The following is a 14,501-nucleotide window of genomic DNA, read 5'->3' as shown; positions in this document are numbered from 1 at the left end:
ACCTCAGTCCGGGATGACCGCGGTCGCTTCGATTTCGACCTTGGCGTCGTCTTCGATCAGCGCTACGACCTGCACCGCGCTCATCGCGATGTCGTAGTCGCCGATCAGCTCGCGAAACGCTGCGCCGATGTCGCGCAAGGCCGCGAGATATTCGCGCTTGTCGGTGACGTACCACGTCATCCGCACCAGATGCCTGGGTTCGCCGCCCGCTTCGCGCAGCACGGCGACGATATTGCGCAGCGCCTGCTCGGCCTGCTTCGCGAATTCGAGGCGCGTGAAGCGCGCCTGTTCGTCCCAGCCGATCTGGCCGGCGATGAACACCTGCGTGCCGCGTGTCGCGACACCGTTCGCATAGCCGCGCGGCTTGATCCAGCCTGCGGGCAGAAGGGCCTTTTTCATTGGCGGAACTCCGGTTCGGTGGGGTGCTGCGATTCGGCTTTGCTTTCGGCTTCGCTTTGAGGCGCGAAGCGGGCGAGCGCGGCTGCGATGTCGTCGGGGATATCGATCGACTGCCCGCTTTCCAGCGACGTCGTGACGAGCACCTGATGCGCGCGGAAACGCACTTCGTCGCCGCACCGGCCGACGATCGTGATGCGCAGCGAACGCTGCCCGATGCGGTCCACCGTCAGCGCGAGCGTGACGGTTTCGCCCATGCGGCTGGGCCGCGAAAACTCGCAGTCGAGCTTCACGATCGGCAGGCCGACGCGGCGCACCGAAATCATCTGCGCGTAGTCGATGCCGAGGCGCTCGGTGAACCAGTCTTCGACGAGCATGTTGGTCAGCACCAGGTACTGCGGGAAGTACACGATGCCGGCGGGGTCGCAATGCGCGAAGCGGATGCGGATCGGCCATTCGAAGGTCGCGCTCATCGTGACGTCTCCGCGGGTTGATTTGCCGTGTATGCCTTGATCAGATCCCGCCCGACAATCAGCTGCTGCACTTCGGTCGCGCCTTCGTAGATGCGCAGCGCGCGGATTTCGCGGTACAGCGTTTCGACCGCGCTGCCGCTTTGCACGCCCATGCCGCCCCATAGCTGCACGGCCGCATCGATCACCTGCTGCGCGCCTTCGCTCGCGTGCCACTTCGCAAGCGCCGCTTCGCGCGTGACGCTTACGCCCTGATCGCGCAGCCACGCGGCGCGATAGACGAGCAGCGCGCTGCTGTCGATCGTGAGCGCCATCTGCGCGAGCTTCGCCTGTGTCAGCTGGAAGTCGCCGAGCGTCTGGCCGAACATGCGGCGCGACGTGGCGCGCTCCAGGCCCTCGGCAAGCGCGCGGCGCGCAAAGCCGAGCGACGCGGCCGCCACCGACGTGCGGAAAATATCGAGCGTGCGCATCGCGAGCTTGAAGCCTTCGCCGGGCGCGCCGAGCATCTGGCTGCGTGGCACGCGCGCGCCGTTGAAGCGCAAACGCGCGAGTGGATGCGGCGCGATCACGTCGATCCGCTCGGCGATCTCGAAGCCCGGCGTGTCCGCATCCACGACGAACGCGCTGATGCCGCGCGCGCCTGGTGCTTCGCCGGTGCGCGCGAACACCACGTAAAAGTCCGCTATGCCGCCGTTCGAGATCCACGTTTTTTCGCCATCGAGCACGTACGCGTCGCCGTCTTCGCGGGCGGCGAGCGCCATCGCCGCGACGTCGGAACCGGCTTCGGGCTCGGACAGCGCGAACGCAGCGATCGCTTCGCCCGCTGCAACGCGTGGCAGATAGCGCGACTTCTGCTCATGCGTGCCGGCCAGCGAAATCGATCCGCTGCCGAGGCCTTGCATCGCGAGTGCGAAGTCGGCAAGACCCGAGTGCTTCGCGAGCGTTTCGCGCAGCAGACAGACCGCGCGCGTATCAATCGTGTCGCCGTGGCCGCCATACGCCTGACCACCGACGCCATAGCGCAGCCAGCGCGCTTCGCCGAGCGAGCGCACGAGCGCGCGGCACGTGGCATCGACCGCATCGCGGGTATCGTGCGGCGCGTGCGTATCGAGATGCGCGGCAGCCCACGCTTCGATACCGTTCGCCAATTCGCGGTGACGGTCTTCGAAGAAGGGCCACGCGAGCGCGTCGTGAGGATCCGGTGCAGATGTGCTCACGTCAGTTGCCCTCGAATTGCGGACGCTGCTTCGCGGCGAACGCACGATACGCGCGTTCGAAATCGCCCGTGCTCATGCAGATCGCCTGCGCCTGCGCTTCGGATTCGATCGCTTCGTCGACGCTCATGCTCCATTCCTGATGCAGCATTTTCTTCGTGATGCCGTGCGCGAACGTCGGTCCCGCGACCAGTTCGGCTGCAAGCGCGTGCGCCGCTTCGAGCAGTTCGGCGGGCTCGCACAGCCGGTTGTAGAAGCCCCACGTATGTCCTTCATCGCCGCTGGCCGCGCGGCCCGTGAGCAGCAGTTCGGTGGCTCGGCCCTGGCCGATGATGCGCGGCAGGATCGAGCACGCGCCCATATCGCAGCCGGCGAGACCGACGCGCGAGAACAGGAACGCGAGCTTGCTGCGCGCGGTGCCGAGGCGTAGATCAGAGGCCATCGCGAGAATCGCGCCCGCGCCGGCGCACACGCCATCCACGGCGGCGATCACCGGCTGCGGGCAATGGCGGATCGCTTTCACGAGGTCGCCCGTCATGCGCGTGAAGAGCAGCAGCTCGGGCATCGGCAGTTCGATGAGCGGCGCGATGATTTCGTGCACGTCGCCGCCGGAGCAGAAGTTGTCGCCGGCGCCGTGCAGCACGACGGCTTTCACGTCGGTTGCGTAGGCGAGCTGGCGGAACAGGTCGCGCAATTCCGCATACGACGCGAACGTGAGCGGGTTTTTGCGTTCCGGGCGATTCAGCGTAATGGTCGCGATGCGCGTAGCTGTGTCGAGCGACCAGCCGAAATGTTGCGGACGGTAGTCTGCGAGTGTGATGCGATTGCCGGCGAGCAACGCATCGACATGCGATGAAGTCATGGTGTTCTCTCTCTGTTCAATCGTCTTCGCGCAGGCTGTCGAGCAGGTGATGCTTCAGCTTGCCGAGCCGCTGGTGCATGCGGGTTTTGTCGTCGAGGCCGAGACCGCCGAACAGTTCGACGACCCATTGCTCGTGGGCCACCGCCATCCGATCGAACAGCGCGCGGCCTTCGCGCGTGAGGCGCACGGTGGTGGCGCGGCGATCGTTCGGATCGGTATCGCGCACCACGAGTCCTTCTTTTTCGAGCTGATCGGTGATGCCCGTCACGTTGCCGCCCGTGACCATCAACCGGCGCGACAGCTCGGTCATCTTCAGCCCTTCCGGGTTGCGTTCCAGCTGCGCCATCAGATCGAAACGCGGCAACGTGGTGTCGAATTCGTTGCGCAGACGCTTGCGCAGTTCGGCCTGCACGAGGTTCGTCGTGGTGAGCATGCGCAGCCACAGGCGCAGGCCCATATGGCTGTCGGCGCCGGTGCTCATTTCCATGTCGACGACGTTCTCCGCTGGCTTGGCGACGCCTTTGCGCGGGGCGGCTGCTTCGGCAGCAGAAGTCTTTTTCGTATTCACGATACGGCTCATAGGATCTCTCCGCCGGAAACGGAAATGGATTGACCGGTGATCGATGCGGACTCCGGCGCGCACAGCCATAGCACCGTATGCGCGACTTCGTCCGGTTCGATGAAACGGCGTTGCGGGTTCTGCCGCTGCAACGCTTCGCGCGCCTGTTGGTCGGAGCGCGACGTGGTCGCGGTGATGTTTGCGAGCGACGCATGCAGCAGTTCGGTTTCGGTGTAGCCTGGGCACACCGCATTCACGGTGATGCCCTTCGTCGCGACTTCGCGCGCGAGCGAACGCGTGAGACCGATCACGCCATGCTTCGCCGCACAGTACGCGGCCACATACGCATAACCTGTCTGCCCCGCGGTGCTTGCGACATTGACGATGCGACCGGTTTGCCGCTCGAGCATAGAAGGCAGCACGGCGCGCGTGCACAGAAACACGCCGGTCAGGTTGACGTCGAGCATGCGCTGCCACAACGCCATATCGGTCTGCGCGAACGGCGAGGATTGCGCCTGGCCCGCGTTGTTGATCAGGATGTCGATTTCGTCGTGCTGTTTGCGCGCTTCGTCGAACGCGACCGTGACCGCGTCTGCCTGCGTGACGTCGACGGCGATGCACTGCACGGTGTTGCGTCGTTCCGCGGTGAAGCGATCCCGCTGCGTGCGCAGTCTTTGCAGATCGCGGCCCATCAGCGTGACGCGCGCGCCGGCGTGCAGCAGCGACGCCGCGACAGCCGCACCGATGCCGCTGCCGCCGCCGGTCACCACAGCGTGCCGCCCCGCGAGAGAAGTGGCTTGCATGATCAGACGGGTCCTTCCGCGCGTTGCGCGCGCTCGCGCTCGAGATTGCGTTCGAGCTGGGTTTTGCCGGCGAAATACTGCTTCGGCCAGTTCACGTCGAAGTAGCCGATCTTCGCGGCCTCGTTCAGCGTCCACGATGGATTCGCAAGATGCGGACGCGCGACCGCGCAGAGGTCCGCGCGCCCCGCCGCGATGATGCTGTTGACGTGGTCCGCTTCGGAGATCGCGCCCACGGCGATCGTCGCGATGCCGGCCTCGTTGCGCACGCGGTCCGCGAATGGCGTCTGGAACATGCGGCCGTACACCGGCTTCTCATCCTTGCTGACCTGACCGGACGACACGTCGATCATGTCGGCGCCCGCGGCCTTGAATGCCTTCGCGATTTCGACTGCATCGTCGGGGGTGTTGCCGCCGTCCACCCAGTCGTGCGCTGAGATGCGCACCGAGATCGGTTTGTCTTCCGGCCACACGCGGCGGATCGCGCGGAACACCTGCAGCGGAAAACGCAGGCGGTTTTCAAGCAAACCGCCGTATTCGTCGCCGCGCTGGTTCGTGAGCGGCGACAGGAACGCCGACAGCAGATAGCCGTGCGCGCAGTGCAACTCCAGCCAGTCGAAGCCGGCTTCGTTGGCCATCTGCGTGGCGCCAACGAATTGTGCTTCGATGTCGCGCAGCTCGTTGTATGTCGCTTCGCGCGACACCTGGCTCACGCCGCGCAGATACTGCTGCGGCGACGCCGACACGATCGGCCAGTTACCGTCCGGCAGCGGCTGGTCGATGCCGTCCCAGCTCACGCGCGTCGATGCTTTTGCGCCCGCGTGGCCGAGCTGCATGCCGATCTTCGCGTCCGAATTCGCGTGTACGAAGTCGACGATGCGCTTCCACGCATTCAGATGCTCGGGCGCATACATGCCAGGGCAGCCCGGCGTGATGCGCGCATCCGGCGACACGCAGGTCATTTCGGTCATGACGAGCCCGGCGCCGCCCATCGCGCGCGCGCCGAGATGCATCAGGTGATAGTCGCCCGCCACGCCATCGACGGCGGAGTATTGCGCCATCGGCGACACCACCACGCGGTTTTTCAGCGTGACGCCGCGCAGTGCGAACGGCGTGAACATCGGCGGAATCGAATGGCGCTCGGCGGGGCGTGTCACGCCAGCGCGAGCCGCGAGCCAGTCTTCGAACGACGACAGATAGGTCGCGTCGCGTTCGCGCAGATTTTCGTGCGAGATGCGCTGCGAGCGCGTGAGCAGCGAGTATGCGAACTGCTCGGGCTCGAGCGCCGTGTAGCGGTCCACGTGCTCGAACCATTCGGTGGAATTGCGCGCCGCGTTCTGGATGCGCAGCACGTCGACGCTGCGCACGTCCGTGTAGTGCGCGAGCGCGGCGGGCAGATCACCGGGATGCGCGGACATGCTGTTCGCGAGTTCGATCGCGTCTTCGAGTGCGAGCTTGGTGCCGGAGCCGATCGAGAAATGCGCGGTGTGCGCGGCGTCGCCCATCAGCACAACCGGCGTACGCGTACCGTTTTCGTTATCGCGCCAGTGCACCCACTGTGCGTTGATCACGCGCGGAAAGCGGATCCATTGCGCGGAGCCGCGCAGATGGCTCGCATTCGACATCAGCGCGTGGCCGTCCAGATACTTCGCGAACAGGCGCTCGCAGAACGCGATGCCGTCTTCCTTGCTCATCTCGTCGAGACCGGCCGCTCGCCACACGTGCTCCGGCGTTTCGACGATGAACGTGGAGGTCTCGTCGTCGAAGCGGTACGCGTGGGCCTGGAACCAGCCCCATTCGGTTTTTTCGAACGCGAACGTGAAGGCGTCGAACAGCTTGCGCGTGCCGAGCCAGACGAAGCGGCACTGCCGCAGATCGATGTTGGGCTGATACGTGGCGGCGTACTTCTGGCGGATCGTGCTGTTCGCACCATCCGACGCGATGATGAGGTCCGCGTCATATGTGGCGTCGTCTATGGCCTGGGTTTCGAACACCAGCTTCACGCCCAGCGCTTCGCAACGCGCCTGCAGGATATTCAGCAGACGTTTGCGCCCGATGCCGCAAAAGCCGTGACCCGACGAGCGAATGCTGCGGCCGCGAAAGTGGATCTCTATGTCGTCCCAGTGATTGAACGCGTCGAGAATCTGTTCCGCGCTATGAGCGTCCGCAGCACGCAGATTGCCGAGCGTCTGGTCGGAGAACACGACGCCCCAGCCGAACGTGTCGTACGGGCGGTTCCGCTCGACCACCGTCACGTCGTGCGACGGATCGCGCAGCTTCATCAGCAGCGCAAAGTAGAGGCCAGCCGGACCTCCTCCCAGACAGACGATACGCATGGACCAGTCTCCGCTCGGATGCTGGGATTTAATTTAGTCTTCGATATTTTAAGTGTCAAGTAAATTTTAGGAGGAAGGCGGTGGGAAGACCGCGGAATTGATCCGAGAGAATAAAGTCAGTCATGAAAGAATAAAGTCCGTCATGGATTTTTCACCATGTGGACCGCACCTGAGATCACCTCGGGGATTCCTCAGTCGGGAATCCGGGTTGGGCGGCAGGCGGTTGTTCGCAGGAAATTAAAGCGCTCCCCGACCTCCTTTAGAAGCGCTCCCCAGCGGGGGTAAATTTCCCGCGAGCGCCTTTCTGGTATTGGCCAGGAGCGCTTTCTCCGTATCGTCGATTTTTGCCAAATTGTTGGCACAGTTACCCCTCTGCTGTGCACAGTTTCCCAGCGGGAATCCGTCGGGGAGCGCTTCTCTCCTACGCATAGAACTGCGTCGCGACGGAAGCCATGTAGTCTCCGTCGCGAAGGATTTAGCTGTTCGCACCAAATGAAAGCGTTCCGCGGAGGGAGTCAGAATCCCCGCGAAATCTTCCTGGATGGGGCGCGGAACGCTTTCACTGTGGCACTCCGATTTAGCAAAAAACCGGCGTCGCGACCCCTAGTGTAGAGAGCAATCGAGGAGAGTCGCTGCGGAACGCTTCTTCCCTCCTGGTATAGGCGCGCCGCGGCTCATGCTGCGGATTCCCCATGCGAAAGCCCTCGCGGCTTTCATTTCCCGTCGGAAATCGGCTGTGGAAGGCCGTGCATGGGAATTTCAAATTGCACGCCGGGGCAATCTACGTCGTCGGCGTAATCCAAGCGAACACCTCTTCCGGCCTCGGCACTCGATATCTGTCACGGACGAAATCACAGATTGATGCCGGCGGTCGACGAATGCCGCCGTGCATATCCAACGTGAACCGGATTGCTTCTTCGATTTGCGTGCGCGCTTGGTCGGAATCTTTGCAGCACTGTCCATACAGCTGGGATGACTTCTCGCAGCCGCAGTATTCGTCGTGCGTCAACTCGAGCATCCGTTCATATGGATAGCGAACTGATTGACGGCCCGGCCAGCGTCCGAATGTACTGAGATGCAGATGCCTGACGGCCCACAACGTGTAGAGGTCCAGCAGCAGGACCAGCGGACTCCATACGGTCCACGTACCGTCAGTTGGTTCAAACGCACATATAGAGCCGTCCGGGAAGTTGGTGTGCCGAGGCCCAATCCACTCATATCCGACAGCATCGGTGCCCCAAAAACCCCAGCCTCGAACGACACCACTCGCAAAGCGGATGCCGATAACGAACAACGCTTTATGCGAAAGCCCCGGCAGCAGCGAACTCTCGGCAACAGCCCACATGCCGTCGTCATCAAGCCAAGTTCGCGTGCCGGGGTAAGCCTGCGCTACTGCTTCTAGTTCACCGGCGAACTTGCGATGGAGCTCTGCGCGGACGAGCGGTGCGGCGGGATAGGACGCCCCGGGTCCGACGGGTGCCCGCGATGGTCGTGGGGGTGTCCCGTACCATGAGGGTGCTCGTGTTCGTGCTGCTGGTGATGATGGTGATGCTCCGGACGCTTGTTTTCGTGTTCGGGCATGATTGGACTCCTTGCCCAGGGTCGAGGGAGGAATGATGGGCCCCCCGGGCACAACGAGCCCACCATTCCTTACAACCGGATAGCACGCCGCATCGAGCAACTGTCCGATTCGACGCAATTCGTCCTGCACTTCGTCCTGCACTTCGTCCTGCATGTCATCCCTCCCAGGCAGACTGCCGAGGAAGGTGCGCAGAGCTCTTTGCGCACGCGCCTCACCAGTGGGCGTCCCACGGGGCACTGTGCTAAACTGAACTTGTCGACTTTAGCAAGTTCGGCCTTACTTTATCGCGATATTACAAACTCGTCAACTCAATCTTGGCATTTTCGACAAATGGAAGAAGATATCCGCAAGCTGTTTGCACAGCGTCTGCGTTATGTCCGAGAGGAAGTCCGCAAGTTGACCCAGGCCGAACTTGGTCGGCTCTGCAATCTGCCCGCAACTTCGATTTCGCATTTCGAAAAGGAGGATGGGACCCGCAAGCCTTCGTTCGACAATTTGCGTGCACTAGCCAAAGCTTTGGCCGTGACAACCGACTACCTCATGGGAAGAAGCGAAGATATGCTTGGAAGTACCGCTCTTGACGAGCAGTTGTATCGCGACGTGAAATCATTGAGTGACGCAGACAGGCAGATAGCGGAAACCTTGATAAAACAACTGGCGGAACGCAACCGCTCCTAGGAGCAATCGTGATTGAGAGCAAGCTACGAGACGCTGAACAAATCGCCGAAAAGCTCGTTAAAGACGAGGGGCTGAGCCTGCCAGTGGATGTGCTTTCACTGGCAGCCTCCAGGGAAATAACCGTCGTTGCGAAACCGGCTTCTGCCCAAGGCGTCTCCGGCATGCTCATCCGGTCGGGAGAGCAGTTCGCAATCGCCTATGCGACCCACATCAAGAGTGAAGGCTTTCAGCGATTCAGTGTCGCTCACGAACTCGGCCATTACTTCCTAGCGGGTCATCCGGAAGCAGTGTTCCGGAGCGGCGAAGTGCACGAGTCCCGTGCCGGCTTTGCGTCGTCTGACCGGTACGAACGCGAGGCGGACCACTTTGCGGCTGGCCTCTTGATGCCGAGTCATCTATTCGCGGCTGCGTCCGGTCGGTACTCTGACGGGTTGGAAGCTATTAAAGGACTGGCTGTCGAATGCAAGACTTCCTTGACGGCGTCCGCCATTCGGTACGCAGAGTTGTCCGAGGCGGCCGTAGCCATCATCATTAGCCGAGGCTCGAGCGTCGACTACTGCTTCGCATCGTCATCCATGAGAGGCTGCAAGGGGTACCGTCATCTGAAGAAAGATGGAACCGTGCCACGCGACAGCCTGACTCGCGGCTTCAACCAGAATTCGAAAAACGTCGAGTCTGCGATAGAGGACGGCGCCGATTCCGAGTTGAATATCTGGTTTCATGTGGATGATGAAATACCCGCACATGAGGAAGTCATCGGTTTGGGTGAATACGGCCGGACTCTCACGGTCATCACTGCAGATATTCCGGCTGATGATGACGAGCGCGACAGTGAGTGGAGTGGACCCCGCTTCCGCTAACGCACGCATCCGTTAGGCAGCGCGCCATCGTCTGACCGTCTCTCTCGCGTCCTGCGGGTATAGCGATGATTCCACCATCTCGCGCAAATCGCTAAAACTGGCTTCTCTGAGGCGCAGTTTTTCACAGTTCCCGCGCGGATGCGGACGACGACTGATGATGAGATAGCGTCAATCTGTCGCTCACTCTATGGCGCACTCGAGCTGGCCAATGGCCGAGATTCTCGGCGTATGGGTGCGCTTTCTCAAATTGCGCGTTCGCACCGGCTGAAAGTCCCTGACCAACAAGGCGGTCTTCCTCACCTATAGCATCCGTCTACAGATACAGCTCGCCCGTCAATTTCCCGTCGCCACACTGCCACCGTCCTGCTTTCGTCGACGAAGGCGCTCCTCGGCTGATTTGCAGGCCTTGCTCCGATGATTCGTCCGCGACATCCAACTTTGTTGATACCATTCCCGTTCAGCGAAAAATTCCCCCGTTGCCTTTGTAGCGCGTAACGGGCACGTCGACTGACGGGCGGAGCTTCCCTTGAGGTGAAATTGACCCGCTGCAACGGAGAGATTTGCGGTTGGAATCGATATGCAGTTTAGCCTCCATTGAGTGTTGAGTCGCGGGTTGTCCACGGGCGGGCGGCGGGTCGCCTATCACGACCACGACGCCGCCCGGCGGTGGGCAACCCGCAAGGCGGCACAGAGGTTTCTTTTGTGTGCGCGTCTTCGAATTCGAGTGGTGAACGATAGTCGAGGCTGCTGTGCAAGCGGCGTGTGTTGTACCAGGCTTCCAGGAACCAGAAGATGCGTTGCCTGGCCTGCTCATGGGTCGAGAAGTGTTCGCGATTGAGCAGTTCTGCCTCGAGCGTGCCGAAGAACGATTCGCACATCGCGTTGTCATAGCAGTCGCCTGCGGTGCCCATCGACGGCTGCACGCCCGCTTCACGGCAGCGCCGCCCGAAGGCAATGGACGTGTATTGACACCCCTGGTCGGAATGATGGATGACGCGCTCAGGGCGCCGCTGCGCGAGCGCCATGTCGAGTGCCCGCAGCATCAGCTCCGTGTACAGATGAGCGGACATGGCCCAGCCGACGATGCGTCGGCTGAATACGTCCAGCACCACGGCCAGATAGAGGAATCCCTCACCGGTTGGGATGTAGGTGGCGTCCGCCACCCACAGCACGTTCGCCGCGTCGGCACTGAAGTGCCGCTGCACCAGATCAGGCGCGCGCCGCGCACCGACACGCTGACGCGTCGTGGTCTTCCAGGGGCGGCGGCTTGCCCCGCATAGACCCGCCACACGCATCAGACGGGCGATGCGCTTGCGCCCGACGTGCACGCCCTCGCGCCCAAGCTGTATATGGATGCGTGGTGCGCCGTAGGTGCCGCGCGAACTCGCGTGTAGCGTGCGGATGCGCGAAAGCAACTGCGCATCGCAGCACGCTTGCTTCGACGGCTCGCGCTCGAGCCACGCGTAGTAGCCGCTGCTGGAGACCCGCAGCAGCCGCGCCATCGTGGCAATGGGCCAGCGGGCCCGATTCGCTCTCATGAATCCGTACCCTTCGGTGGTACGACCCCGGTCTCCCGAGCGAACCAGGCAGCCGCGTGAGAGAGGATGTCGCGCTCCATCTCGAGTTGGCGCACCTTACGACGCAGCCTCGTCAACTCCTGTCGCTCGGCCGTGGTCAACCCGTCACGACGTACGCCAGCGTCACGATCGGCCTGCGCCACCCAGTTGAGGATGCTTTGCGCCGTCGGCTCGAACTCGCGCGCCAATTCCTCTGGCGCTCGGCCTGCCTTCACCAGTTCCACCATCTGCGCCCGGAATTCCGCCGGGTACGGATTTCGATGCTTGCGCATGACGGCACCTCCTGATCAAAAGGATAGGTGTCCGTTTTTGCGGGTCAATTTCACAGACCTGAAGCACCTGCAACCGGACACTTCTTATTTCCACGTTCAAAGGCCCCGGGAAGACGGTGGGACCGGTATCGGCATCATGAAACGTGATGGCGATATCGCCAACTTCTATGGAGCGTCTGCTTTTTACGGAGATAACATGCAGCGGACAAAATCAACTTCGTCCGCTGGACAGGAAATGACTCGACGACTTCGAGAAGCGCGGCTCATCGCCGCTATCGCGTTGGCGCTCGGCGGGTTGACAGGCTCGCCCCACGCTTTTTCGCAGAGCAACAGCGCGGCAGGAGACCCGATCAAGATCGGGATCGTCAGCCCTCAGAGCGGCGCGAATTCGCGATATGGCGCGTTCGCGTGGAAGGGCGCCCAACTGGCCGCTGAAGAGATCAATGCAGCCGGCGGCGTGCTGGGCCGGAAAATCGTGCTGGTCAACGGCGACAGTCAGTGCGCGCCGTCCGAAGGGGTATCGGCCACGCAACGATTGATCCGGTTCGACCATGTGTCGATGATCATCGGCGACGTGTGCAGCTCCGTGACGCTCGCGATGCAGCCCGTCGTCGAATCGGCACATGTGATCCTGATGAACGCGGCGTCGTCGAATCCCGAGATCACCTATCGGGCCGGTGTCGGCGGATTCAAATGGACGTTCCGCAACTATCCGACCGACGAGTTGCGCGCCGCCATCGCACTGCAATACGCGGTGCAGGTCAAGCACTACCAGAAGTTCGCGGTCCTGTCGGTCGACTCCGACTACGGGCGCGGCGCCATTGCTTTCACGAAGAAATATCTGTCGCGCTACAAGGCGCAGATCCTGAGCGAAGACTACTACAAGGAAACCGAAACCGATTTTCGGCCGGTGCTCACGAAAATCAAGTATTCCGGTGCGCAGGCCATCATCATGTACGGTCAGGCCGACACCACGCCGATCATCGCGCGACAGATGAACGAGATGATGCTCGCAGGCAAGGTCGGTCTGGTCGGCAATGGAGAGTTCGCGAACCCAGTCACCATTGCCGCTGCGCCGAAGGTGATGGAAGGCGCCGTCGAAGTCGCCGCGTGGTTGCCGGAGTGGCGGAACCCGCGCAGCCGGAAATTCGTCAGCGACTACGAGCGCGCGTACGACGGCGAGGTGCCAAGCGTGCAGGCCTACTCGCCGTGGGAATCGCTGCACATGCTCGCACAGGCCGTTCAGGAAGCAGGCAGCGTGAACAATGACAGCATCCGTCTCGCGCTAACGAAAATCCGGTACAACAGCGTGATGGGCGAGGTAACGTTCGACGATCATCAACAGGCGGTCCTGCCGATGGTGCTCGTCGAGGACGAAGGCGGAAAGCCGGTGATCAAGGGCGCGATGTACTCGAAGGTCGACTACCCCCACCGCTGATTCATCTGTCGTCTCCGCTCTCCAGTTTCCTTCTTCTCCGACTGCACGATTCCTTGCTGCATTGCGTTCGAGCGACCCGTCGCGGTTCCGCTCGAAGGCAGCGGCACGCCGTGCTTTCCGAGTCGCGAGTTGCCCTATCACGAACCATTATGGCGGAAGCTGCATTACGTATTAGCCGGCCCTTATTGGTGTTGTACCTTTATTTCCAGTGCCTATTCTTGATCGACGGAGAAACTCTATGGGAAGGAAACCGCTGGCGAGCCGGCTGCGGAACGTAGTGTCCATCGCGGCATGTGCCGTCACGAGCCTGTTCATCGCAGCAACAGCGTCGGCGCAGGACAACGACGTGATCAAGATTGGCGTCGTGAGTCCGCAAAGCGGCGCCAACTCGCGCTACGGTGCGTACGCGTTGAAGGGCGCGACGCTAGCCGTCAACCAGATCAATGCCGCGGGTGGCGTGCTGGGCAAGAAGTTGCAACTGGTTCCCGGCGACAGTCAGTGCGTGCCCGCGGAAGGGGTGTCGGCGACGCAGCGGCTGATCCGCTTCGACAACGTGTCGATGATCATCGGCGACGTGTGCAGCTCCGTGACGCTCGCGATGCAGCCGGTGGTCGAGCAGGCCGGCGTGCTGCTGCTGAACGCGGCGTCGTCGAATCCGGAGATCACCTACAAGGCAGGCGTGGGCGGCTACAAGTGGACGTTTCGCAACTATCCCACCGACGAAGCTCGCGCGGCGGCCGCACTGGCCTATGCGACGAAGCGGGGCTATACGAAGTTCGCTGTGCTTTCGGTGGATACGGACTTCGGACGCGGCGCAATCAACTTCACCAAAAAGTACCTTCAGCAGGACCACGCGAGCATCGTAAGCGAGGACTACTACAAGGAAGCGGAGACGGATTTCCGTCCGGTGCTCAGCAAGATCCGCTATTCCGGCGCGCAGGCGATCCTGATGTACGGTCTGGCGGATACGACGCCGATCGTCGCGCGACAGATGCACGAGATGGGATTCGGCGGCAAGGTCAAGCTCGTCGGTAACGCCGAATTCACGACGCCCAGCACGATCGCGGCGGCGCCTGACGTGCTGAATGGTTCGATCGAGACCGTGGCTTGGCTGCCTTCATGGTCCGATCCGCGCAGCCTCAAGTTCGTGGCCGACTACAGGAAGGCCTACGATGGCGACACCCCCAACGTTCACGCCTATACGCACTGGGACACGGTGAACCTACTGGCGCAGGCGATCAGGAATGCGAACAGCACGAAGCCGGCCGACGTGCGCGCCGCGCTCGCCAAGATCCGGTATGACAGCGTGATGGGGCCGGTGACGTTCGACGACCATCAGCAGGCGATCGTGCCGATCGTGCTGCTGGAAGTGGATGACGGCAACGCCGTGGAAAAGGGCGTGCTGTCGTCGCGCGTCGACTATCAGGCGCACTGATACCGTTCTGGAGCATTCGGCT

At 62.2% G+C, this 14,501-nt stretch carries 12 protein-coding genes and 1 pseudogene; 4 read left to right on the top strand and 9 right to left on the bottom strand.

Going from position 1 to position 14,501, the window contains the following annotated elements:
• Positions 1-3 precede the first annotated feature (3 nt).
• From DVS29_RS33075 to DVS29_RS37095, 8 genes are all read right to left on the bottom strand, one after another.
• The gene (locus DVS29_RS33075) at positions 4-399 is read right to left on the bottom strand and encodes a RidA family protein (protein WP_118184875.1); all 396 of its coding nucleotides are present in this window, start codon (positions 397-399) and stop codon (positions 4-6) included.
• A complete protein-coding gene (locus DVS29_RS33070) occupies positions 396-869 on the bottom strand; it encodes an acyl-CoA thioesterase (protein ID WP_118184873.1) in 474 nt (157 codons plus the stop codon). Before DVS29_RS33070 ends, DVS29_RS33075 begins: the two co-directional genes overlap by 4 nt.
• Complete coding sequence (locus tag DVS29_RS33065; protein WP_118184871.1) at positions 866-2,083, bottom strand: acyl-CoA dehydrogenase family protein; 1,218 nt, start codon at positions 2,081-2,083, stop codon at positions 866-868. Before DVS29_RS33065 ends, DVS29_RS33070 begins: the two co-directional genes overlap by 4 nt.
• 1 nt (position 2,084) lies before the next feature.
• On the bottom strand, positions 2,085-2,942 hold the full coding sequence (locus DVS29_RS33060) for an enoyl-CoA hydratase family protein (protein ID WP_118184869.1): 858 nt from the start codon (positions 2,940-2,942) through the stop codon (positions 2,085-2,087).
• A 16-nt stretch (positions 2,943-2,958) separates the two neighbouring features.
• Entirely contained in the window at positions 2,959-3,522 is a 564-nt protein-coding gene (locus tag DVS29_RS33055; protein WP_118184867.1) for a MarR family winged helix-turn-helix transcriptional regulator, read from the bottom strand.
• The gene (locus tag DVS29_RS33050; protein WP_118184865.1) at positions 3,519-4,304 is read right to left on the bottom strand and encodes an SDR family NAD(P)-dependent oxidoreductase; all 786 of its coding nucleotides are present in this window, start codon (positions 4,302-4,304) and stop codon (positions 3,519-3,521) included. The genes DVS29_RS33055 and DVS29_RS33050 overlap by 4 nt, the downstream gene beginning before the upstream one ends.
• A 2-nt stretch (positions 4,305-4,306) precedes the next feature.
• Positions 4,307-6,637 carry a bifunctional salicylyl-CoA 5-hydroxylase/oxidoreductase gene (locus tag DVS29_RS33045; RefSeq protein ID WP_118184863.1) on the bottom strand — a complete coding sequence of 777 codons (2,331 nt, stop codon included), beginning with the start codon at positions 6,635-6,637 and terminating at the stop codon, positions 4,307-4,309.
• Positions 6,638-7,418: 781 nt separating this feature from the next.
• A complete protein-coding gene (locus DVS29_RS37095) occupies positions 7,419-8,372 on the bottom strand; it encodes a hypothetical protein (protein ID WP_124800748.1) in 954 nt (317 codons plus the stop codon).
• 177 nt (positions 8,373-8,549) lie between these two features.
• Here DVS29_RS37095 and DVS29_RS33040 point away from each other — a divergent pair, with 177 nt between their 5' ends.
• Together DVS29_RS33040 and DVS29_RS33035 are read left to right on the top strand one after the other, a co-directional pair.
• The gene (locus DVS29_RS33040) at positions 8,550-8,897 is read left to right on the top strand and encodes a helix-turn-helix domain-containing protein (protein ID WP_118184861.1); all 348 of its coding nucleotides are present in this window, start codon (positions 8,550-8,552) and stop codon (positions 8,895-8,897) included.
• An 8-nt stretch (positions 8,898-8,905) separates the two neighbouring features.
• The gene (locus DVS29_RS33035) at positions 8,906-9,757 is read left to right on the top strand and encodes an ImmA/IrrE family metallo-endopeptidase (protein ID WP_240655940.1); all 852 of its coding nucleotides are present in this window, start codon (positions 8,906-8,908) and stop codon (positions 9,755-9,757) included.
• 704 nt (positions 9,758-10,461) lie between these two features.
• Here the strand turns inward: DVS29_RS33035 and DVS29_RS33030 are convergent.
• Positions 10,462-11,606: pseudogene (locus tag DVS29_RS33030) on the bottom strand (IS3 family transposase); the annotation flags it as partial.
• Here DVS29_RS33030 and DVS29_RS33025 point away from each other — a divergent pair.
• Together DVS29_RS33025 and DVS29_RS33020 are read left to right on the top strand one after the other, a co-directional pair.
• Positions 11,605-13,044, top strand: a complete 1,440-nt coding sequence (locus DVS29_RS33025; RefSeq protein WP_240655939.1) for an ABC transporter substrate-binding protein — start codon at positions 11,605-11,607, stop codon at positions 13,042-13,044. The pseudogene DVS29_RS33030 and the gene DVS29_RS33025 sit on opposite strands and share 2 nt — an antisense overlap.
• 238 nt (positions 13,045-13,282) lie before the next feature.
• Positions 13,283-14,479 (top strand): ABC transporter substrate-binding protein, encoded by a 1,197-nt coding sequence (locus DVS29_RS33020; protein ID WP_118184855.1) that lies wholly within the window; start codon positions 13,283-13,285, stop codon positions 14,477-14,479.
• Positions 14,480-14,501: the final 22 nt, after the last annotated feature.

Origin of the sequence: Paraburkholderia phosphatilytica (assembly GCF_003443895.1) — a bacterium.
In the GTDB taxonomy this organism is placed as follows: Bacteria; Pseudomonadota; Gammaproteobacteria; order Burkholderiales; family Burkholderiaceae; genus Paraburkholderia; species Paraburkholderia phosphatilytica.
This window is presented reverse-complemented; position numbering and strand designations above follow the sequence as displayed.